This window comes from Paracoccus sp. TOH (assembly GCF_030388245.1).
Classification (GTDB): domain Bacteria; phylum Pseudomonadota; class Alphaproteobacteria; order Rhodobacterales; family Rhodobacteraceae; genus Paracoccus; species Paracoccus simplex.
Window position 1 is genome coordinate 1,044,514 of sequence record NZ_CP098360.1, and the last position, 18,413, is coordinate 1,062,926.

Annotated in this window: 22 protein-coding genes; 5 read left to right on the forward strand and 17 right to left on the reverse strand. The window is 70.4% G+C overall.

The annotated features are described in order from the left end of the window. Positions 1 to 139: 139 nt before the first annotated feature. From NBE95_RS05135 to plsY, 3 genes are read left to right on the forward strand one after another with little or no spacing between them, the layout of a single operon-like run. A complete protein-coding gene (locus NBE95_RS05135) occupies positions 140 to 1,099 on the forward strand; it encodes an aspartate carbamoyltransferase catalytic subunit (protein WP_289894781.1) in 960 nt (319 codons plus the stop codon). Further along, positions 1,096 to 2,367 carry a dihydroorotase gene (pyrC, locus tag NBE95_RS05140; protein ID WP_289894782.1) on the forward strand — a complete coding sequence of 424 codons (1,272 nt, stop codon included), beginning with the start codon at positions 1,096 to 1,098 and terminating at the stop codon, positions 2,365 to 2,367. The genes NBE95_RS05135 and pyrC overlap by 4 nt, the downstream gene beginning before the upstream one ends. After that, positions 2,364 to 2,948 (forward strand): glycerol-3-phosphate 1-O-acyltransferase PlsY, encoded by a 585-nt coding sequence (gene plsY, locus NBE95_RS05145; RefSeq protein WP_289894783.1) that lies wholly within the window; start codon positions 2,364 to 2,366, stop codon positions 2,946 to 2,948. The genes pyrC and plsY overlap by 4 nt, the downstream gene beginning before the upstream one ends. Before the next feature lie 100 nt (positions 2,949 to 3,048). On the opposite strand, the gene NBE95_RS05150 is transcribed toward plsY, so the two are convergent. The 6 genes from NBE95_RS05150 to NBE95_RS05175 form a co-directional block, all read right to left on the reverse strand. Next, a complete protein-coding gene (locus NBE95_RS05150; protein WP_289894784.1) occupies positions 3,049 to 3,924 on the reverse strand; it encodes a 3-hydroxybutyryl-CoA dehydrogenase in 876 nt (291 codons plus the stop codon). 202 nt (positions 3,925 to 4,126) lie between these two features. After that, complete coding sequence (locus NBE95_RS05155) at positions 4,127 to 5,053, reverse strand: FAD-binding protein (RefSeq protein WP_289894785.1); 927 nt, start codon at positions 5,051 to 5,053, stop codon at positions 4,127 to 4,129. After that, positions 5,053 to 5,811, reverse strand: a complete 759-nt coding sequence (locus NBE95_RS05160) for an electron transfer flavoprotein subunit beta/FixA family protein (RefSeq protein ID WP_289894786.1) — start codon at positions 5,809 to 5,811, stop codon at positions 5,053 to 5,055. Before NBE95_RS05160 ends, NBE95_RS05155 begins: the two co-directional genes overlap by 1 nt. Positions 5,812 to 5,931: 120 nt before the next feature. Further along, positions 5,932 to 6,504 carry a cob(I)yrinic acid a,c-diamide adenosyltransferase gene (locus NBE95_RS05165; protein ID WP_289894787.1) on the reverse strand — a complete coding sequence of 191 codons (573 nt, stop codon included), beginning with the start codon at positions 6,502 to 6,504 and terminating at the stop codon, positions 5,932 to 5,934. Continuing rightward, entirely contained in the window at positions 6,504 to 6,704 is a 201-nt protein-coding gene (locus NBE95_RS05170; RefSeq protein ID WP_019351547.1) for a twin transmembrane helix small protein, read from the reverse strand. Before NBE95_RS05170 ends, NBE95_RS05165 begins: the two co-directional genes overlap by 1 nt. 24 nt (positions 6,705 to 6,728) lie before the next feature. Next, the gene (locus tag NBE95_RS05175; RefSeq protein ID WP_289894788.1) at positions 6,729 to 7,547 is read right to left on the reverse strand and encodes an SDR family NAD(P)-dependent oxidoreductase; all 819 of its coding nucleotides are present in this window, start codon (positions 7,545 to 7,547) and stop codon (positions 6,729 to 6,731) included. A 101-nt stretch (positions 7,548 to 7,648) separates the two neighbouring features. Here NBE95_RS05175 and parC point away from each other — a divergent pair, with 101 nt between their 5' ends. Next, a complete protein-coding gene (gene parC / locus NBE95_RS05180) occupies positions 7,649 to 9,877 on the forward strand; it encodes a DNA topoisomerase IV subunit A (protein ID WP_289894789.1) in 2,229 nt (742 codons plus the stop codon). A gap of 30 nt (positions 9,878 to 9,907) precedes the next feature. Here parC and NBE95_RS05185 read toward each other — a convergent pair whose 3' ends face one another. From NBE95_RS05185 to cbiE, 9 genes are all read right to left on the reverse strand, one after another. Beyond that, positions 9,908 to 10,063 carry a hypothetical protein gene (locus tag NBE95_RS05185; RefSeq protein ID WP_289894790.1) on the reverse strand — a complete coding sequence of 52 codons (156 nt, stop codon included), beginning with the start codon at positions 10,061 to 10,063 and terminating at the stop codon, positions 9,908 to 9,910. 101 nt (positions 10,064 to 10,164) lie between these two features. Further along, a complete protein-coding gene (locus tag NBE95_RS05190; RefSeq protein WP_289894791.1) occupies positions 10,165 to 10,752 on the reverse strand; it encodes a cytochrome b/b6 domain-containing protein in 588 nt (195 codons plus the stop codon). Next, entirely contained in the window at positions 10,752 to 11,207 is a 456-nt protein-coding gene (locus NBE95_RS05195) for a cytochrome c (RefSeq protein WP_289894792.1), read from the reverse strand. The genes NBE95_RS05190 and NBE95_RS05195 overlap by 1 nt, the downstream gene beginning before the upstream one ends. A 385-nt stretch (positions 11,208 to 11,592) precedes the next feature. Beyond that, positions 11,593 to 11,901: a hypothetical protein gene (locus tag NBE95_RS05200; protein WP_289894793.1), complete on the reverse strand. Its 309-nt coding sequence runs from the start codon at positions 11,899 to 11,901 to the stop codon at positions 11,593 to 11,595. After that, positions 11,886 to 12,638, reverse strand: a complete 753-nt coding sequence (cobF, locus tag NBE95_RS05205) for a precorrin-6A synthase (deacetylating) (protein ID WP_289894794.1) — start codon at positions 12,636 to 12,638, stop codon at positions 11,886 to 11,888. The genes NBE95_RS05200 and cobF overlap by 16 nt, the downstream gene beginning before the upstream one ends. Beyond that, positions 12,635 to 13,924 (reverse strand): cobyrinate a,c-diamide synthase, encoded by a 1,290-nt coding sequence (locus tag NBE95_RS05210; protein WP_289894795.1) that lies wholly within the window; start codon positions 13,922 to 13,924, stop codon positions 12,635 to 12,637. Before NBE95_RS05210 ends, cobF begins: the two co-directional genes overlap by 4 nt. Then, positions 13,921 to 14,694, reverse strand: coding sequence for a precorrin-4 C(11)-methyltransferase (cobM, locus tag NBE95_RS05215; RefSeq protein WP_289894796.1), 774 nt, complete (start codon positions 14,692 to 14,694; stop codon positions 13,921 to 13,923). The genes NBE95_RS05210 and cobM overlap by 4 nt, the downstream gene beginning before the upstream one ends. Further along, entirely contained in the window at positions 14,691 to 15,041 is a 351-nt protein-coding gene (locus tag NBE95_RS05220) for a cobalamin biosynthesis protein (RefSeq protein ID WP_289894797.1), read from the reverse strand. The genes cobM and NBE95_RS05220 overlap by 4 nt, the downstream gene beginning before the upstream one ends. Next, on the reverse strand, positions 15,038 to 16,213 hold the full coding sequence (gene cbiE / locus NBE95_RS05225; protein WP_289894798.1) for a precorrin-6y C5,15-methyltransferase (decarboxylating) subunit CbiE: 1,176 nt from the start codon (positions 16,211 to 16,213) through the stop codon (positions 15,038 to 15,040). The genes NBE95_RS05220 and cbiE overlap by 4 nt, the downstream gene beginning before the upstream one ends. On the opposite strand from cbiE, the gene NBE95_RS05230 reads away from it, so the two are divergent. Continuing rightward, the gene (locus NBE95_RS05230; RefSeq protein WP_289894799.1) at positions 16,212 to 16,949 is read left to right on the forward strand and encodes a cobalt-precorrin-6A reductase; all 738 of its coding nucleotides are present in this window, start codon (positions 16,212 to 16,214) and stop codon (positions 16,947 to 16,949) included. The two genes, cbiE and NBE95_RS05230, sit on opposite strands and share 2 nt — an antisense overlap. Here NBE95_RS05230 and cobJ read toward each other — a convergent pair. Both cobJ and NBE95_RS05240 read right to left on the reverse strand, forming a co-directional pair. Then, on the reverse strand, positions 16,925 to 17,653 hold the full coding sequence (gene cobJ, locus NBE95_RS05235) for a precorrin-3B C(17)-methyltransferase (protein WP_289894800.1): 729 nt from the start codon (positions 17,651 to 17,653) through the stop codon (positions 16,925 to 16,927). The genes NBE95_RS05230 and cobJ overlap by 25 nt on opposite strands. Continuing rightward, positions 17,650 to 18,411: a precorrin-2 C(20)-methyltransferase gene (locus NBE95_RS05240; RefSeq protein WP_289894801.1), complete on the reverse strand. Its 762-nt coding sequence runs from the start codon at positions 18,409 to 18,411 to the stop codon at positions 17,650 to 17,652. The genes cobJ and NBE95_RS05240 overlap by 4 nt, the downstream gene beginning before the upstream one ends. Positions 18,412 to 18,413 lie beyond the last annotated feature (2 nt).

The following is an 18,413-nucleotide window of genomic DNA, read 5'->3' on the forward strand; positions in this document are numbered from 1 at the left end:
TCCGCGATGCGGCAAAATCCGCGCCGATGCAAGAGGCTGATGGGCGCCGCCAATCGGGACCGATATCGGGACCGCGCCGCTTGCCGGGCCGCGCGGCTTTTGCCATAGAGGACCGACCGCGACCTGGGGGATCCAAGCCATGTTCCGTGCCCGCCATCTTCTGGGGATCGAGCCGCTCGCCCCGCCCGAGATCACCACGCTTCTCGACCTGGCCGAGACCTATGTGGATCTGAACCGCCGCACCGTGAAGCATTCCGATGCGCTGGCGGGCATGACGCAGATCAACATGTTCTTCGAGAACTCGACCCGCACGCAGTCGAGCTTCGAGCTGGCCGGCAAGCGGCTGGGCGCCGATGTGATGAACATGGCGATGCAGACCAGCTCGGTGAAGAAGGGCGAGACGCTGATCGACACCGCCCTGACGCTGAACGCCATGCATCCCGACCTGCTGGTGGTGCGCCATCCGCAGTCGGGCGCCGTGGACCTGCTGGCGCAGAAGGTGAATTGCGCGGTCCTGAACGCCGGCGACGGCCGGCACGAGCATCCGACCCAGGCGCTGCTGGACGCGCTGACCATCCGCCGCGCCAAGGGGCGGTTGCATCGGTTGACCGTGGCGATCTGCGGCGACATCGCGCATAGCCGCGTCGCGCGCTCGAACCTGATCCTGCTCGGCAAGATGGAGAACCGGCTGCGGCTGGTCGGCCCGGCGACGCTGATGCCGCCGGGCGCGCGGGACTGGGGCTGCGAGGTCTACGAGGACATGCGCGAGGGGCTGAAGGGCGCCGATGTGGTGATGATGCTGCGCCTGCAGAAGGAACGCATGGACGGCGGCTTCATCCCCTCCGAGCGGGAATATTACCACCGCTGGGGCCTCGATGCCGAAAAGCTGGCGCTGGCGGCGCCCGATGCCATCGTCATGCATCCCGGGCCGATGAATCGCGGGGTCGAGATCGACGGCACCATCGCTGACGACATCAACCGTTCGGTCATCCAGGACCAGGTGGAAATGGGCGTCGCGGTGCGCATGGCGGCGATGGACCTTCTGGCGCGCAACCTGCGCGCCGAACGCGGCACCAGGGCGGCGGAGATGATGGCATGATCCTGCATTTTCACAACGCCCGCCTGGTCGACCCCGAGGCGCAATCGGTCGAGCAAGCCACGCTGACCATCCGCGACGGCCGGATCGAGGCCATGGGCACTGACGCTCCGCAAGGCGCCGAGCTGATCGACTGCGGCGGCAAATGCCTGGCGCCCGGGCTGATCGACTGGGGCGTCAAGATCGGCGAGCCGGGCGAGCGGCACAAGGAGAGTTTCCGCAGCGCCGGGCTGGCGGCGGCGGCGGGCGGGGTGACCACGCTGGTCGCGCGGCCCGACACCATGCCGCCGATCGACGCGCCGGAATCGCTGGAATTCGCCACCCGCCGCGCGGCCGATGCGCCGGTGAACATCCGCCACATGGCGGCGCTGACCCGCGGCCGTCAGGGGCGCGAGATGGTCGAGATGGGCTTTCTGCAGGATGCCGGCGCCGTGGCCTTCACCGACGGGGTGCGGGTGGTCTCGGACACCCGGCTGCTGTCGCGCTGCATGACCTATGCCCGCGGCCTTGGCGCGCTGATCGTCGGCCACCCGCAGGAGCCGGGCCTGTCGAAGGGCACGGCGGCGACCGGCGGCAAGTTCGCCTCGCTCTACGGGCTGCCTGCGGTTTCGCCCATGGCCGAGGTGATGGGGCTGGACCGCGACCTGGCGCTGGTGGCGATGACCGGTGCCCGCTACCATGCCGACCAGATCACCGTCGCGGCCAGCCTGCCGGCCTTGAAGCGGGCGCGCGAGGCCGGGCTGGACGTGACCGCCGGCATCTCGATCCATCACCTGACGCTCAATGAATATGACGTGGGCGGCTATCGGACCTTCTTCCGCTTCACCCCGCCGCTGCGCTCCGAGGAGGACCGGCTGGCCATGGTCGAGGCGGTGGCCGAGGGGCTGATCGACGTGATCGCCAGCTTCCACACCCCGCAGGACGAGGAATCCAAGCGCCTGCCCTTTGCCGAGGCGGCGCCGGGCGCGGTGGGGCTGCAGACCCTGCTGCCGGCGGCGATGCGGCTTTACCATCAGGGCGGGCTGAGCCTGCCGCAGCTCTGGCGGGCGATGTCGCTCAATCCGGCGCGGCGGCTGGGCCTGCCGGGCGGACGGCTTGCGGCGGGGGCGCCGGCCGATCTGGTGCTGTTCGACCCGGACGCCCCCTTCGTGCTGGACCGTTTCACCCTGCTGTCGAAGTCGAAGAACACGCCCTTCGACGGCGCGCGGATGGAGGGCAGGGTGCTGGGCACCTGGGTCGCCGGCCGCCGGGTCTTCGGAGCGGACGCATGAGCCTGATCCTCTGGGCCGTCATCGGCTACCTGCTGGGCTCGATCCCCTTCGGCATCGTCATCACCCGGGCGCTGGGTCTGGGCGACCTGCGCCGGATCGGCTCGGGCAATATCGGCGCGACCAACGTGCTGCGCACCGGCAACAAGCCGGCGGCGCTGGCGACGCTGCTGCTGGACAGCGGCAAGGGCGCCATCGCCGTGCTGCTGGCGCGCTGGCTTGCCGGGCCGGACGCGGCGCTGGTCGCGGGCGCGGCGGCCTTCCTGGGGCATCTGTTCCCGGTCTGGCTGGGCTTCCGCGGCGGCAAGGGCGTCGCCACCTTCCTGGGCACGCTGCTGGCGCTGGACTGGCGGCTGGGCCTGATTGCCTGCGGCATCTGGCTGCTGACGGCGGCGGCGGGCCGGATCTCCTCGCTCTCGGCGCTGGTGGCGGCGGCGCTGACGCCGTTTCTCGCCCTGTGGCTTGACGGCCCGCGCATGGCGGCGGTAACGGCCTTCATGGCGGTGCTGATCTTCATCCGCCACCACACCAATATCAGCCGCATCCTGGCCGGGACCGAGCCGCGCATCGGCAGGAAATCCTGATCTTCGCCGTTCTGCGGATCTTCCGGGGGTTGTCCGCTGGGCCCGCCATCGGCCCGAGGGCCAATGGACGACGGCAGAGCCCCCGGTCCGGCCGTGCCGTTCAGCGCGTCGGCACCGGCTCCTCGCCCGAGTAATCGTAGAAGCCGCGCCCGGTCTTGCGCCCCAGCCAGCCTGCCTCGACATATTTCACCAGCAGCGGGCAGGGCCGGTATTTCGTGTCCGCCAGCCCCTCGTGCAGCACGTTCATGATCGCCAGGCAGGTGTCGAGGCCGATGAAATCCGCCAGTTCCAGCGGTCCCATCGGATGGTTGGCGCCCAGCTTCATCGACTGGTCGATGGATTTGACCGAGCCCACGCCCTCGTAAAGCGTATAGACCGCCTCGTTGATCATCGGCATCAGGATGCGGTTGACGATGAAGGCCGGGAAATCCTCGGCGCTGGCCGAGGTCTTGCCGATCTTCTCGACCACCTCGACCAGTTGCTTGTAGGTTTCCTCGTTGGTGGCGATGCCGCGGATCAGCTCGACCAGCTGCATCACCGGCACCGGATTCATGAAATGGAAGCCCATGAAGCGCTCGGGGCGGTCGGTGCGGCTGGCAAGGCGGGTGATCGAGATCGAGGAGGTGTTCGAGGTCAGGATGGTTTCCGGCTTCAGATGCGGCAGCAGATCCTCGAAGATCGCCTGCTTGACGGTCTCGCGCTCGGTGGCGGCCTCGATGACCAGGTCGGTCTTGCCCAGATCCGCCAGGGCCATGGTGGTGCTGATGCGTTTCATCGCCGCATCCTTGTCCTCGGCCGAGATCTTGCCGCGGCTGACCTGACGGTCGAGGTTGTGGTCGATCTGCGTCAGCGCCTTGTCCAGCGCCTCGCGCGAGATGTCGGTCATCAGCACGTTATACCCCGCCAGCGCGAAGACATGCGCTATGCCGTTGCCCATCTGCCCGGCGCCGATCACGCCCACCGATTGAATCGCCATGAACCTCATCCTTTTGTCGGTCAGTCGGGACGATAGGCGCAAGCGTCCCGAAGGTTCAATGTAAAAACCGCCCGGCGAGCGGCCGGGCGGTTTTCGGGATATGTTTCGGGCGGTTGGGGGCGCTGCCCCCCGCGTTCCGGTGGCCCCGCGACGGGGCCCCCGGGACGCGCCCCCCGGGGTATTTGGGAAACGGTGAAAGCCCTCAGAGCTTGCCGGTCAGTTCCGGGACGACGGAGAACAGATCGCCGACGAGGCCGTAATCGGCGATCTGGAAGATCGGCGCCTCCTCGTCCTTGTTGATGGCGACGATGACCTTGCTGTCCTTCATCCCGGCCAGGTGCTGGATCGCGCCCGAGATGCCCACCGCGACGTAAAGCTCGGGGGCGACGACCTTGCCGGTCTGGCCGACCTGCCAGTCGTTCGGCGCATAGCCCGAGTCGACCGCAGCGCGCGAGGCGCCCACCGCGGCGCCCAGCTTGTCGGCCAGCTCTTCGATGATCGCGAAGCTCTCCTTCGAGCCGAGGCCGCGGCCGCCCGAGACCACGCGCTTGGCCGAGGTCAGCTCGGGACGGTCGCTCTCGGCCACCTCGTCGCCGACCCAGGCCGACAGGCCGGGATCGGTGGCGGCGGCGGTCTCGGTCACGCTGGCCGAACCGCCCTCGGGGGCGGCGTCGAAGCTGGCGGTGCGGATGGTGAAGACCTTCTTGGCGTCCTTCGACTTCACGGTCTGGATGGCGTTGCCGGCATAGATCGGCCGCTCGAACGTGTCGGCGTCGAGGATGGCCGAGACATCCGACAGCACCATCACGTCGAGAAGCGCCGCGACGCGGGGCATGACGTTCTTGGCATCGGTGGTCGCCGGCGCGGCGATGTGGCTGTAATCGCCGGCCAGGCCGACGATCAGCGCCGCGGTCGGCTCGGCCAGGCGGTGGCCGTAGAGCGGCGCCTCGGCCACCAGCACCTTCGCGACGCCGGCGATCGTCGCGGCCTCCTCGGCGGCGGCCTTGGCCTGCGCGCCGGCGCAGAGCACCGTCACATCGCCCAAGGCCTTGACCGCCTGCACCGCCTTCGCCGTCGCGTCGCGGTTCAGCTCGCCATTCGTGACTTCGCCAAGCAGCAGAACAGCCATCAGATCACCCCCGCTTCTTTCAGCTTGCCCACCAGCTCGTCCACCGAGCCGACCTTGATGCCGGCCTTGCGGCCCTCGGGCTCGCGCACCGAGACCACCTCGAGACGCGGCGCGACGTCGACGCCGTAATCAGCGGCGGTCTTCTCATCGAGCGGCTTCTTCTTGGCCTTCATGATGTTCGGCAGCGAGGCGTAGCGCGGCTCGTTCAGGCGCAGGTCGGCGGTGACCACCGCCGGCAGCGCGACCTCGATGGTCTGCAACCCGCCGTCGACCTCGCGCGTGACCTTGGCCTTGCCGCCGTCGAGTTCCAGCTTCGAGGCGAAGGTGGCCTGCGCCCAGCCCAGGATCGCCGCCAGCATCTGGCCGGTGGCGTTCATGTCGTTGTCGATCGCCTGCTTGCCGGCGATGATCAGCTCGGTGCCCTCGGCTTTCGCCACCGCGGCGAGGATCTTCGCCACCGCCAGCGGCTCGATGTCCTGCTGCACGTCCTCGGCGGCCACCACCAGAATGGCGCGGTCGGCGCCCATCGCCAGCGCGGTGCGCAGCGTCTCGGCCGCTTGCTTCACGCCGATCGAGACCGCGATCACCTCCTCGGCCTTGCCGGCCTCCTTCAGACGGATCGCCTCCTCGACCGCGATCTCGTCGAACGGGTTCATCGACATCTTCACGTTCGCAAGATCAACACCCGTTCCGTCCGCCTTAACGCGCGCCTTCACGTTGTAGTCGATCACGCGCTTCACTGGCACGAGAACCTTCATCGGCCTCTCCCCTTTGGTTGCGTCACCTGTTCGGAGGGTTTGTTAGCGGGCCATCGGCGGCATTGACAGGGAAAAAACGACCGGAACGCGTCGTAACGTTTCCATTCCGCCATGTTGTCGCTAACGGCTGGCTCCTGGCACCCACAGGATGTCCTGCGCGCCGTTTTCATTGGCGACGCGCCCCGCCACGAACAGCCAGTCCGACAGGCGGTTGAGATATTTCACCGCGGCGGGATTCGCATCCTCGGCCGCCGCCAGCGCCACGGCGGCGCGCTCGGCCCGCCGCGCCACGGTGCGCGACAGGTGCAGATGCGCCGACAGCGCCGAGCCACCCGGCAGGATGAAGCTGCGCAGCGCCGAAAGCCCGGCATTCATCGCGTCGATTTCCGATTCCAGCCGCTCGACCTGGGCGTCGATGATGCGCAGCACCGGATAGGGCGCCTCGGCGTCCTCCTCCATGCGCGGGCGCGACAGATCGGCGCCAAGGTCGAACAGGTCGTTCTGGATCACCGCGATGCGCGCCGCGATCTGGTCCGCGGCATGCAGGCGGGCAAGGCCCAGCGTGGCGTTGAGCTCGTCCACCGTGCCGTAAGCCTCGACCCGCAGGGCGTGCTTGGGCACACGCTCGCCATTCGACAGCGCGGTTTCGCCCTTGTCGCCGGTGCGGGTGTAGATCTTGTTCAGAACGACCATCAGTTGCTCCTGACCCAGAGATACAGCAGGAAGACCGCGATGGCGATCGCCTGGGCGATGATGCGCCAGCGCATCATGCGGTTGCCGTGCTTGCGGTTGAATTCGCCGCCGCGCGCGAAGCCGCCGATGCCGGTGGCCAGGATCACCACCACCGCAAGGCAGCAGATCGCGAGCAGGTAGAACAGCGGTTTGTCATGCATGGACGGACCCTTTCGGCGCAGAGCCTAGCTGCGGCGCGCGAACCAGTCCAGAGCGCGCGTGGAAAGAAGCCGCCGCCCGATGCCCGAGACATGGGTCGGCGTGGTGACGTAATAGCGCGGCCGCGGGCGCGGGCTTTCCAGCGCCTGGGCGATGCGGGCGCTGACGGCCGCCGGCGGCAGCTCGAAGCGGTCCTTCTTGGCCGCCGGTTCGTAGAGGCGTCCGAGCAGCGTGCGGCGGTATTGCTCGGCGCGCGGGCTGGCCCGCCAGTCGATCCAGGTCTCGAAATGCGGGATGGAGTTCTGGCGGATCCGGGTGCCGATCGGGCCGGGCTCGATCAGGATGAATTTCACCCCGGTATCGGCCATCTCGACGCGCAGCACGTCGGTCAGCCCCTCCAGCGCGAATTTCGTCGCCACATAGGCGCCGCGCCAGGGGATGCCGATCAGGCCCAGGACCGAGCTGATGTTCACCACCCGCCCGCCATGGGCGCGGAAATGCGGGATCAGCCGGCGGGTCAGATCATGGGTACCGAACAGGTTCGCCTCGAAGATCGCCCGCAATGCGCCGCGCGGCAGATCCTCGGCGGCGCCGGGGATGGCGAAGGCGGCGTTGTTGACCAGCGCGTCGATGCGCCCCAGCGCCAGCGCGGCTTCGGCGCAGCGGGCGACGCTGTCGTCGCAGCCCAGTTCCAGCGGCAGGGTGTCGAAGCCTTCGGCGCGGCGGGCCTCGATATCCTCGGGCTTGCGGCAGGTGGCGATGACGCGCCAGCCGCGCCCGCGCATGTGCCGTGCCGCGTCCAGCCCGATGCCCGAGGAACAGCCGGTGATCAGAACGGTCTTCATGCGCGCCTCCTTGCCGGGCGGTTCTGCGCCATGGCCGGGCCTTGCGCAAGCCGCGCATTTCCGGCTGGACCGGCGCGGCGCGCGGGCCTATTCAATCGGCCATGTCCGACGACCCGAACATTCCCGATCCCCATGCGGATCAGACCAGCTCCGAGCCGCTGTCGCGCGCCATCGGCGAGCGCTACCTGACCTATGCGCTGTCGACGATCATGAACCGGGCGCTGCCGGATGCGCGCGACGGGCTGAAGCCGGTGCATCGCCGCATCCTGTTCGCCATGCGCGAGCTGCGGCTGTCGCCCAGCGGCGCGTTCCGCAAATCGGCGAAGATCAGCGGCGACGTGATGGGCAACTATCACCCGCATGGCGACGCGGCGATCTATTACGCGATGGCGCGGCTGGCGCAGCCCTTCGCCATGCGCTACCCGCTGGTCGACGGGCAGGGCAATTTCGGCAATATCGACGGCGACAACCCCGCCGCCAGCCGCTATACCGAGGCCCGCCTGACCGCCGCCGCCGAGGCGCTGATGGAGGGGCTGGCCGAGGACGCCGTCGATTTCCGCCCGAACTATGACGGCACGCTGGAAGAGCCCATCGTGCTGCCGGCGGCCTTCCCGAACCTTTTGTGCAACGGCGCGAGCGGCATCGCGGTCGGCATGGCGACCAACGTGCCGCCGCACAACCTGCACGAGGTCATCGACGCCTGCCTGCATCTGATCAAGGCGCCGGATGCCCGCGACGACACGCTGGTCAGCATCATGCCGGGGCCGGACTTCCCGACCGGCGGCGTGCTGGTCGAATCGCGCGAGACCATCGCCGAGGCCTACCGGACCGGCCGCGGCAGCCTGCGGCTGCGGGCGCGCTGGTCGGTCGAGGATCTGGGCCGCGGCCAGTGGCAGGTCGTCGTCACCGAGATCCCCTACCAGGTGCAGAAATCCAAACTGATCGAGCGGCTGGCCGAGGTCATCCAATTGAAGAAGGTGCCGATCCTGGCCGATGTGCGCGACGAATCGGCCGAGGACATCCGCATCGTGCTGGAGCCGCGCACCCGCGCCGTCGATGCCGAGCAGTTGATGGCGGCGCTGTTCCGGGTTTCGGATCTGGAGGTGCGATTCGGCCTGAACATGAACGTGCTGATCGACGGCCGCGTGCCCAAGGTCTGCTCTCTGAAAGAGGTGCTGCGCGCCTTTCTCGACCACCGGCGCGAGGTGCTGGTGCGGCGCTCGAACCACCGGCTCGACAAGATCGCGGCGCGGCTCGAGGTGCTGGAAGGCTACATGATCGCCTTCCTGAACCTCGACCGGGTGATCGAGATCATCCGCCACGAGGACGATCCCAAGGCGGTGATGATCGCCGAGTTCGGCCTGACCGAGGTGCAGGTCGAAGCGATCCTGAACATGCGCCTGCGCGCGCTGCGCAAGCTCGAGGAAATCGAACTGCGCGCCGAGCACGAGAAGCTGACCGCCGAGCGCGTCGAGCTGATGGCCATGCTGGCCGACGAGGGCGCGCAATGGGCGAAGATCGCCGATGAGCTGCGCGAGACCCGGGCCCGGTTCGGCAAATCCGCCCCCGGCGGCCTGCGCCGCACCGAGATCGGCGAGGCCGGCGAGGTGGCCGAGATCGACATGGATGCGATGATCGAGCGCGAGCCGATCACGGTGATCCTGTCGAAAATGGGCTGGATCCGCGCCATGAAGGGCCACCAGCCGCTGGATGCCGAGGTCAAGTTCAAGGACGGCGACGGCCCGTTCATGGCCATCCATGCCGAGACCACCGACAAGCTGATGGTCTATGCCGCCAACGGCCGCTTCTATACCCTGCCGGCGAACAACCTGCCCGGCGGCCGCGGCATGGGCGAGCCGTTGCGGCTGATGATCGACCTGCCGAACGATGCCGCGGTGATCGACCTTTTCCCCTGGCGCGAGGGCGAGCGGTATCTGGTCGCCTCGAAGGCCGGGGACGGGTTCATCGTCGCCGGCGCCGACATCCTGGCGCAGACCCGCGCCGGCAAGCAGGTGCTGAACGGCGAGGCGGCGCTGTGCCGCCGCGTGACCGGCGATCATGTCGCCGTGGTCGGGCAGAACCGCAAGCTGCTGGTCTTCCCGTTGTCGGAACTGCCGGAAATGGCGCGCGGCAAGGGCGTGCGGCTGCAGAAATACAAGGATGGCGGGCTGTCGGATGCGATCTGCGTCACCCTGGCCGAGGGGCTGCGCTGGCAGGAATCCGGCGGCCGGACGCGCAGCGAACCCGACCTGACCGAATGGCTGGGCAAGCGGGCAGGGGCGGGCTACATGGCGCCGCGCGGCTTTCCGCGCGACAATCGCTTCAACTGAAAAAGGGCGGGTCGCATCCCGCCCTTTGCGCTAGCTGTTGGTGCTTGGCGGCGTGGCCGGGCGTTCGACCGGCATGGTGGTCGCGGTCTGGTCGTTGGACATCTTCTTGTGGCCGGGGCAGTCCGCAAGCGCGGGGACTGCGGCCATCGAAAGCGCCAGCGCCAGCGCGACGGTCTTGCTGATCATCATCGGCTCCTTCCTGCGGTTCAGGCATGCCGGACAGGCCAGGGTGCAGGCCCGGCATGTCCCAGCCTGACATGCGGGGACGATTCGATCAATTCCGCCGCCTAGTCCTCACGCACCTGTTTGCGGCCGGTGATCATCGGCCGCACCAGATCCTCGCGCTTCCAGAAGCGATAGAACAGGATCACCGCGACATGCAGCAGCGCCAGCACCAGGATCAGCGAGGCGCCCAGTTCGTGCCAGCCCACCGCCCTGGTCCGCGTGGCGCTGCTGACATACGAGGCCAGCGGGCCGACATTGATATAGTCGTCGGGATCCGAGATCAGGCCGCTGCTGACCTGCGCCGCCAGCAGCGCCAGCAGGGCGATGACCGCCAGCGCCCCCAGCGGATTGTGGCCCGGCCAGTAGCTGGGTTCGCGCAGGAACAGGCCGCGCACGTAGCCGGCGACGGCGCCCGGCCCGCGGAGGAAATGCGAGAACCGCGCCGGGGCCGGCCCGACCAGGCCCCAGACCAGCCGGAAGACCAGCAGCCCGGCCACGACATAGCCGCACCAGAAATGCAGGGTCATCTTGGCCGGCCCGAACTGGCCAAGACACCAACCGAGAATCACGAAGAAGGCCAGCAGCCAGTGGAACCCGCGCAGCAGCGGATCCCACAGCCGGACCTCCTGCACCGGGCCGCGCCCGGTCATCAGCTTTTCTCGCGGTAATTGTCATGACAGGCCTTGCAGGCCCCACCCAGCTTCTGGACCACCGGCGCGACATTCTCGGCCCCGCCCTTGACCGCATCGGCGGCACCGGTCGCGGCCTCCTGCAACCCGGCGAACTTGGCGCGGAACGCTTCGAGATCGGTCCAGATGGCGGGCTTGGCGGCGCTGTCCTTGGCATCGGCCGAGCTGCTGCCCTCGATGAACAGGCTGGACAGGTCGTAATGGGTCAGCGCCTCGATATTGGCGGCGGCGCGACTGGCCGCAGCCTCGTCATAGGCGATTTCGCCCTTGGCCATGCCGGAAAGCGTGCCCATGTTGATCGCCAGCATCTGGTAGAAGCCATGGCGGGCCTCGATGGCCTGATGGATCGGATCTTCCTGTGCAAGCGAAGCCAGCGGGACCGTGGCAAGGGCGGCGGCGGCAAGAATCAAGCGCATGTCGTCATTCCTTTGATGTGGCATGGAGCTGCAATCGGGATTCGCGCCCGCACAGAGTTGCACAGCCCGCCCAATCTGCCAACGCACCGGCCGATGCCGTTTTCGTGAAACCCCCGTGTTGGCGGGATTTTTCCGGCCAGCTCGACCGTTTCCCGGCTTGCGCTTTTTGGCGCCGACGCCGGGCCGGTCTGGCCAGGATTTGGGCAGAATCCCCCCGGGGCCGTCCGATGGGCACGCGGCTCTTGCGCCCTGCCGGGCAGCGGGCGCAAGCTGAAGCCGACGGGGCCGCATCCCCCGTCAGCCCCGCGCCGCACGGGGCCTGCAAGGCAGTGACCGCCGTTCATGCCGCGTCTCCTCCCTCCACGCGGCATGGACGGCGGCTTTTTCAGCCCGCCGGGATGCGCAGCTTCAGGCAGAAGCGCAGCCGGCCGCAGGGCCGGGCATCGCCGATCCAGCCGTTCGGCGCCGCCAGATAGGCGCGGATCGTCGCCGCGATGTCCGAGACATCCTCGGGGCGCAGGCCGTGGAACAGATAGGCGCCGCGCCCCGGCGCCTGCAGCGCCATCAGCAGCGGCCGCGCGTCCCGCGCCCGCAGGGCGGCGCGGCGCAGGGCGATGTGCGGGCCAAGCGCGCGCAACGCCTCGGCCAGCGCATCGGCCGCCCGGCCCGGCGGCAGGGTCAGCGTGACCGGCATCGGTCCAGCAGATAGATGTCCATGATCCAGCCATGCTCGGCGCGGGCGCGGGCGCGGGTGTCCAGGATGCGGCCGGCGACCGCGGGCAGCGGGCCCCGGATCAGGATCTGCTGCGGCATGCCCAGGAATGCGCCCCACCAGATATGCAGTCCCTCCTGCGCATCGAGGTTCTGGAACGAGCATTCCCCGTCCAGCATGACCACCAGCCGGTCCACGGCCTCGGGCCAGCCATGGTCGCGGATCTGGCGGCCGGTGGTGATCAGCACCGGCGCCGCCACCGCGTTCAGCGGCATGGCATGGGCGGCGCAAAGCGCCTGGATCGCGGTGATGCCGGGGATCACCCGCAGGCTCAGCGGCAGGCGGCGTGCCACCCGTTCCGCGATGCGCAGCGTGCTGTCGTAAAGCGATGGATCGCCCCAGACCAGCAGCGCCGGGCGGATGGCGCCATGGGCGCGGATCACCTGTTCCCATCTTGCGGCGATGGCGTCGTGCCAGGCCTCGACCCCGTGGCGATAGCCGTCCGAGACGTCGCGCGCCGGCATGTCGAAGACCGCCAGCGGCGGCGGGCTGGCCAGCACCTGCTGACAAAGCGCCCGGCGCAGATCGGCCAGGTCGGCCTTGTCCTCGCCCTTCGAGGGGATCAGGATCAGGTCGGCATCCGCCATGGCGGCGACGGCCTCGCGCGTCAGGTGGCCGGGACTGCCGGTGCCGATGCCGATCAGCGCAAGCGCGATCATGGCGCGGCTCCGATCAGGTGGAAGAAGCTGCCGGTGGCCGGACCGCGGCGCGAGCCGGTTTCGGGCACCGCATCGCCATTGGCGTCGGCGACGCGGGCCAGCGGCTCGTCGGGCTGGGCCAGGATGGTGGCGTAATGGAACTCGTGCCCGGCCAGCGGCTGGCGATAAAGCCCGGCCAGCGGTTCGGCGCGGCGATAGCCCAGATGCATCCGCCGCTGGGCGTAGCTGGTCTCCAGCCCCAGAAGCCCGGCCATTTCGTGGCGGGTGCCCCGGGCATCGACCAGCCCGGCGCCCATCGCCATGTAGCCGCCGCATTCGCCATGCACCGGCCGGGTTTCGGCAAAGCGCCGCAGCCCGTCGCGGAAGCGGTCGGCCGCGGCCAGCCGGCCTGCGTGCAGTTCGGGATAGCCGCCGGGCAGCCAGCAGGCCCCGGCGCTGTCGTCCGGCGCCTGATCGGCCAGCGGCGAGAAGGGCAGGATCGTTGCCCCCGCCGCCCGCCAGCCGGCAAGCAGATGCGGATAGACGAAGGAAAAGGCGTCGTCCTGCGCCAGCGCGATGCGGTCCGCCGGCGGCGGCAGCGGGCGGAAGGGTTCCGCCGCGATCCCCCCCGCCGCCGCGGCGACGATGGCATCCAAGTCCAGATGCCGCGCCGCCGTCGCGCCCGCCGCCGTCAGCAGCGCCCCAAGCGCGGCATGTTCCTGCGCCTGCACCAGGCCCAGATGCCGCTCGGGCAACTCGATCCCGGCCTCGCGCGGCAGCACGCCCAGCACCGGGATGGCAAGCTGGTCGAAAGCCTGCCGCATCAGCGCCTCGTGTCGGGCCGAGGCGACGCGGTTCAGCACCACGCCGGCCAGAGGCACGTCGCGCCGCATCTCGCGGAAGCCCAGTGCCACGGCGGCGGCGGATTGCGCCTGCCCCTTGCAATCCATGACCAGCAGCACCGGCCAGCCGGTCAGCGCGGCGATGTCGGCGCTGGCGCCGTTGCCGCAGCCGCCCGCCCGCGCCACGCCGTCGAAAAGCCCCATCGAGCCCTCGGCCAGCGCGATATCCGCGCCGCCCGCCGCGCCGATCAGATGCGCGATCTGCGCCCGGCCCATGGCCCAGCTGTCAAGGTTGAACGATTCGCGCCCGGCCGCGGCGCGGTGAAAGGCGGGGTCGATATAGTCCGGCCCGCTCTTGAACGGCTGCACCACCAGCCCGCGCGCCCGCAGGGCCGCGATCAGCCCCAGCGTGACCGTGGTCTTGCCGGACCCCGAGGCCGGGGCGCTGACGATCAGCCCCTTCATTCCGGGAACCGGGGCTCGGTGCCGACCGGGCGGAAGCGGCGGTCGTAATCGCCGGCATAGAGGCGGCTTTCCTCGAAGCCTTGGGCCGCCAGCGCCCGGCCGACCAGGATCAGCGCCGTGCGCTCGCCTTCGCCGATGCCGGGGTCCAGCCCGCCCAGCGTGGCGCGGATGATGCGCTGGTCGGGCCAGCTGGCCCGGAACACCACCGCGACCGGGCAATCGGCGCCGTAATGCGGGATCAGTTCCGCCTGCACCCGGTCCAACACATGCACCGACAGGTGGATGGCCAGCGTGGCGCCGGTGGCGGCGAAATTCGCCAGGGTTTCGCCCTCGGGCATCGCGGAGGCGCGGCCCGAGGTGCGGGTCAGCACCACCGATTGCGCGACGCCCGGCAGGGTCAGTTCCGCCCCCAGCGCCGCCGCCGCCGCCGCAAAGGACGGCACGCCCGGCGTCACGTCATAGGGGATGCCGAGCTCGCGCAGCCGCCGCAATTGCTCGGCCATGGCCGACCAGACCGACAGGTCGCCCGAATGCAGCCGCGCCACGTCCTGGCCCGCCCGATGCGCGGCGGCGATCTCGGCGATGATCTGGTCGAGATCCAGGGGCGCGGTGTTCACGATCCGCGCGCCGGGCGGGCAATGCGACAGCAGCGCCTGAGGCACCAGCGAGCCGGCATAGAGGCAGACCGGCGAGGCGGCGATCAGGTCGCGGCCGCGCAGGGTGATCAGGTCGGCCGCGCCGGGGCCGGCGCCGATGAAATGGACGGTCATGCGGGGTCTCCTTCTGCGATGGCGGCGGTGGCCATGCCGTCTTGCGAGATGACGCGCGGCGCGACGATGCGCGCCCCGGGGCCAAGCGCCGCCAGGGCGGCGGCCTCGGCCAGCGAGCCGGTGCCGTGGCGCGTCAGGATGCGCGGCGATCGGGTGGGGGTGGCGATGCCGGCGATCTCGACGGCCAGCAGCGGCAGGCCGGTCCGCGCCGCCAGCGCCCGGATCACCGGCGCCTGCGCCTTGGCCGGGCTGGTCGCCAGCGCTTCGGCCGCCCCGGCGCGGGCCAGCGCGTCGGCCAGCGAGGCAAGGCTTGCCGCCCGGCGAAAGCCGATGCCCGCCACCCTCATGGCCAGCTCCATTGCGTGACGCTGCGCGCCGGGGTCCAGCCGCGCATCCGGCCAAGCGGCGCGGCCTCTTCCAGCGCGATGCGGGTCAGGCTGCCGCCGCGCGCGGCGTGAAGGGCGACCAGCAGCGCCTCGGTCTCCAGCGTCACCGCGTTGGCCACCAGCCGGGCCGGGGGCAGGGCGTCGATCACGGCGGCGCTTGCGCCGCCGCCGATGAAGATGGCGTCGGGGGGTGGCAGATCGGCCAGCGCCCCGGGGGCAGCGCCGTGAACGGCGCGCATCCAACCCGCCAGCCCGAAAGCGTCGATATTGGCGGCGATATTGGCGATGCGGTCGGCGCGGGGCTCCAGCGTCACCGCCCGGCCGCCGTTCAGGCACCATTCGACGCCGACCGAACCCGAGCCGCCGCCGATGTCCCAAAGCATCTCGCCCGCGCGCGGCCCCAGCGCCGCCAGCGTCATCGCCCGGACGGCGCGGCGGGTGATCTGGCCGTCATGGGCGAAGCTGTCGTCGGGCAGGCCGAAGCCGCGCGGCAGGCCGGCGCCCGGCGGCAGCTTCGCCCCGTCCAGCGCCACCGCGACCGGGGCCGCGCAGTCCAGCGCGAAGTCGTCGTCCGCCCGCGTCTCGCGGATGCGTTCGCGCGGGCCGCCAAGCGCCTCGAGCACCACCATGCGCGTCGCGCCCAGCCCCTGCGCTGCCAGCCATTGCGCCAGGGCGGCCGGGGCGGCGCCGTCGCGCAGCAGGCAGATTGCCCGCGCGCCCCGCGCCATCACCGGGCGCAGCCGGGCGAAGGGCGCGGCGTGCAGGCCGAGGCAGGCCACCTCCTCCAGCCGCCAGCCCAGCCTTGCGGCGGCCAGCGAAAACGTGCCGGGCGCCGGAAAGGCCCGCCATTCGCCGGGGGCAAGCCGCGCGGCGATGCTGCCGCCGGCGCCGTGCCAGAACGGATCGCCCGAGACCAGCGCCGCGACGTGCTGCCCGCGCAGGGCCGGCAGCGGGTCCAGGCTGAAGGGCACCGGCCATTCCCGGCCCCGCGGCCCCGCGATGCCGGCCAGCGCCAGATGCCGCGGCGCGCCGAAGACGATTTCCGCCCGATCCAGCGCATCGCGGCTTGCAGGCGGCAGGCCGGCGAGGCCATCTTCGCCCAGACCGATGATGGAAAGCCAGGGATCAGGCATGACGCGCATCCTTCTGCTGGGCGGCACCACCGAGGCGGGGGCCATGGCCCGCGCGCTGGCCGAGGCCGGGCTGGACGCGGTCTATTCCTATGCCGGCCGCACCGCCAACCCGCTGGCGCAGCCGCTGCCCACCCGCATCGGCGGCTTCGGCGGGCCCGAAGGGCTGGCCGATTACCTGCGGGCCAAGCGCATCAGCCATGTCGTCGATGCCACCCACCCCTTTGCCGGGGGCATGAGCCGCAACGCCATCGCCGCCTGCGCCGGCACCGGCACGCCGCTGATCGCGCTGGAGCGGCCGCCATGGATCGCGCGGCCCGGCGACCGCTGGGTGCATGTCGCCGATTACGAGGCTGCCGCCCGCTCGTTGCCCGGCGACGGCTCGGCGGTGTTTCTGGCCATCGGGCGGCAGAACCTGCAGCCCTTCACCGGGCTGAACCACGTCTGGATGCTGCGTTTTGCCGAGGTGGCGGCGCATCCGCTGCGCGACGCGACGCTGATCGTCTCGCGCGGGCCGTTCACCGTCGCGGGCGACATGGCGCTGATGCGCCGCCACGCCATCGCCCATGTCGTGGCCAAGAATGCCGGCGGCCATGCCGCCGAGGCCAAGCTGGCCGCGGCGCGCGAACTGGCCCTGCCGGTGGTGATGATCGACCGGCCGGTGCTGCCGCTGCGCCGCGTCGTCGCCACGCCGGCCGAGGTGATGGCCTGGCTTCATGGCGCGGATCGCGGCGTATAGACCCAGGGCCCGACCCGGCGGGTGGCGCTGTTGCCCAGGATGACGACGCTGCGCATATCGGCCATCTCGGGCCGGGCTTCGGCCAGGGTGACGGTGCGGATCGCCTCGTCGGGGGTCGAGACGGCGCGGGCGAAACAGATCGGCCGCTCCGGCCCACAGCATTCGCGCAGGATCTGCAGCGCGCGGGCGAAACCCTCGGGCCGGGATTTCGAGCGCGGGTTGTAGAAGGCCATGGCGAAATCCGCCTCGGCCGCCAGGCGCAGGCGCTTTTCGATCAGCGCCCAGGGCTTCAGGTTGTCCGACAGGTTGATGGCGCAGAAGTCGTGGCCCAGCGGCGCGCCGATCCGGGCGGCGGCGGCCAGCATGGCGGTGATGCCGGGCAGGATGCGGATCTCGGGCGTCTCGCCGCGCCCCTCCAGCGCCTCGAACAGCGCCGAGGCCATGGCGAAGACCCCCGGATCGCCCGAGGAGACCACCACCACCCGCCGCCCCCGCGCCGCCAGATCCAGCGCGAGGCGGGCGCGCTCCAGCTCGACCCGGTTGTCCGATGGGTGCAGCACCAGCCCCGCGCGCGGGGCGACGCGGGCGACATAGGGGATGTAGCCCACCACGTCGGTCGCCTCGGCCAGCGCCGCCTGCACCTCGGGGGTGACCAGCGCCTCCGCGCCCGGGCCAAGGCCCGCCACCGCGACCCAGCCCGTCATTCGGCGGCATCCGCGGCAGCATCGGACCGCGGCCGGCGGCCGTTGCCATGCACCAGCACGGTGGCGAAATAGGGGCAGGCCGCCAGATCGGCCTGCGCCAAGGGGGTCACGCGCTGGTTGGGCATGGTGCCGCGCTCGACCAGCCAAGCGTCGGCCATGCGCCCGGCCGAGGCCAGCGCGCGGGCGATCTTCGGCAGGTTGCGGCCGGTCTTCATCACCACCACCGCATCGGCGGTGCGCATGTGGCGGGCCAGCTCGGCCTCGGGCAGGGTGCCCATCAGCACCGTCATGGCGTCGTCGCCCCAGGTCATCGGCTGGCCGATGGCGTTCCAGCAGCCGGTCATGCCGGGAATGCCGGGGATGATCTCGACCGGGACGATGCCTTGCAGCCGGGCGTGCAGATGCATGAACGAGCCGTAGAACAGCGGGTCGCCCTCGCACAGCACCACCACGTTGCTGTCGGTGGCCAGCCGCGCCAGCCGCGCGGTCCAATCGTCGTAGAAGGCCGAGAGCAGCCGGTTGTATTCCGGGCTGTCGAAGGGGATCTCGGTGGTGACCGGATATTCCATCGCGTGTTCGACCGCGTCCGGGGCCAGCAGATCGGCGACGATGCGGCGGGCCTGGCCGGCGCGGCCCTTCTTGCGGAAATAGGCGATCTGCCGCGCATTGCGGATGGCGCGTTCGGCGCGGACCGAGATCAGGTCGGGATCGCCGGGACCAAGGCCGGCGCAGATGATCTTTCCGGTTTGGGGGCCCATGG

What these genes read in the sequence shown, in the direction of transcription:
- NBE95_RS05135 (WP_289894781.1), top strand. Translation starts at nt 140, where the DNA reads ATGTTCCGTGCCCGCCATCTTCTGGGGATCGAGCCGCTCGCCCCGCCC.
- pyrC (WP_289894782.1), top strand. Translation starts at nt 1,096, where the DNA reads ATGATCCTGCATTTTCACAACGCCCGCCTGGTCGACCCCGAGGCGCAA.
- plsY (WP_289894783.1), top strand. Translation starts at nt 2,364, where the DNA reads ATGAGCCTGATCCTCTGGGCCGTCATCGGCTACCTGCTGGGCTCGATC.
- NBE95_RS05150 (WP_289894784.1), bottom strand. Translation starts at nt 3,924, where the DNA reads ATGGCGATTCAATCGGTGGGCGTGATCGGCGCCGGGCAGATGGGCAAC.
- NBE95_RS05155 (WP_289894785.1), bottom strand. Translation starts at nt 5,053, where the DNA reads ATGGCTGTTCTGCTGCTTGGCGAAGTCACGAATGGCGAGCTGAACCGC.
- NBE95_RS05160 (WP_289894786.1), bottom strand. Translation starts at nt 5,811, where the DNA reads ATGAAGGTTCTCGTGCCAGTGAAGCGCGTGATCGACTACAACGTGAAG.
- NBE95_RS05165 (WP_289894787.1), bottom strand. Translation starts at nt 6,504, where the DNA reads ATGGTCGTTCTGAACAAGATCTACACCCGCACCGGCGACAAGGGCGAA.
- NBE95_RS05170 (WP_019351547.1), bottom strand. Translation starts at nt 6,704, where the DNA reads ATGCATGACAAACCGCTGTTCTACCTGCTCGCGATCTGCTGCCTTGCG.
- NBE95_RS05175 (WP_289894788.1), bottom strand. Translation starts at nt 7,547, where the DNA reads ATGAAGACCGTTCTGATCACCGGCTGTTCCTCGGGCATCGGGCTGGAC.
- parC (WP_289894789.1), top strand. Translation starts at nt 7,649, where the DNA reads ATGTCCGACGACCCGAACATTCCCGATCCCCATGCGGATCAGACCAGC.
- NBE95_RS05185 (WP_289894790.1), bottom strand. Translation starts at nt 10,063, where the DNA reads ATGATCAGCAAGACCGTCGCGCTGGCGCTGGCGCTTTCGATGGCCGCA.
- NBE95_RS05190 (WP_289894791.1), bottom strand. Translation starts at nt 10,752, where the DNA reads ATGACCGGGCGCGGCCCGGTGCAGGAGGTCCGGCTGTGGGATCCGCTG.
- NBE95_RS05195 (WP_289894792.1), bottom strand. Translation starts at nt 11,207, where the DNA reads ATGCGCTTGATTCTTGCCGCCGCCGCCCTTGCCACGGTCCCGCTGGCT.
- NBE95_RS05200 (WP_289894793.1), bottom strand. Translation starts at nt 11,901, where the DNA reads ATGCCGGTCACGCTGACCCTGCCGCCGGGCCGGGCGGCCGATGCGCTG.
- cobF (WP_289894794.1), bottom strand. Translation starts at nt 12,638, where the DNA reads ATGATCGCGCTTGCGCTGATCGGCATCGGCACCGGCAGTCCCGGCCAC.
- NBE95_RS05210 (WP_289894795.1), bottom strand. Translation starts at nt 13,924, where the DNA reads ATGAAGGGGCTGATCGTCAGCGCCCCGGCCTCGGGGTCCGGCAAGACC.
- cobM (WP_289894796.1), bottom strand. Translation starts at nt 14,694, where the DNA reads ATGACCGTCCATTTCATCGGCGCCGGCCCCGGCGCGGCCGACCTGATC.
- NBE95_RS05220 (WP_289894797.1), bottom strand. Translation starts at nt 15,041, where the DNA reads ATGAGGGTGGCGGGCATCGGCTTTCGCCGGGCGGCAAGCCTTGCCTCG.
- NBE95_RS05230 (WP_289894799.1), top strand. Translation starts at nt 16,212, where the DNA reads ATGACGCGCATCCTTCTGCTGGGCGGCACCACCGAGGCGGGGGCCATG.
- cbiE (WP_289894798.1), bottom strand. Translation starts at nt 16,213, where the DNA reads ATGCCTGATCCCTGGCTTTCCATCATCGGTCTGGGCGAAGATGGCCTC.
- cobJ (WP_289894800.1), bottom strand. Translation starts at nt 17,653, where the DNA reads ATGACGGGCTGGGTCGCGGTGGCGGGCCTTGGCCCGGGCGCGGAGGCG.
- NBE95_RS05240 (WP_289894801.1), bottom strand. Translation starts at nt 18,411, where the DNA reads ATGGGCCCCCAAACCGGAAAGATCATCTGCGCCGGCCTTGGTCCCGGC.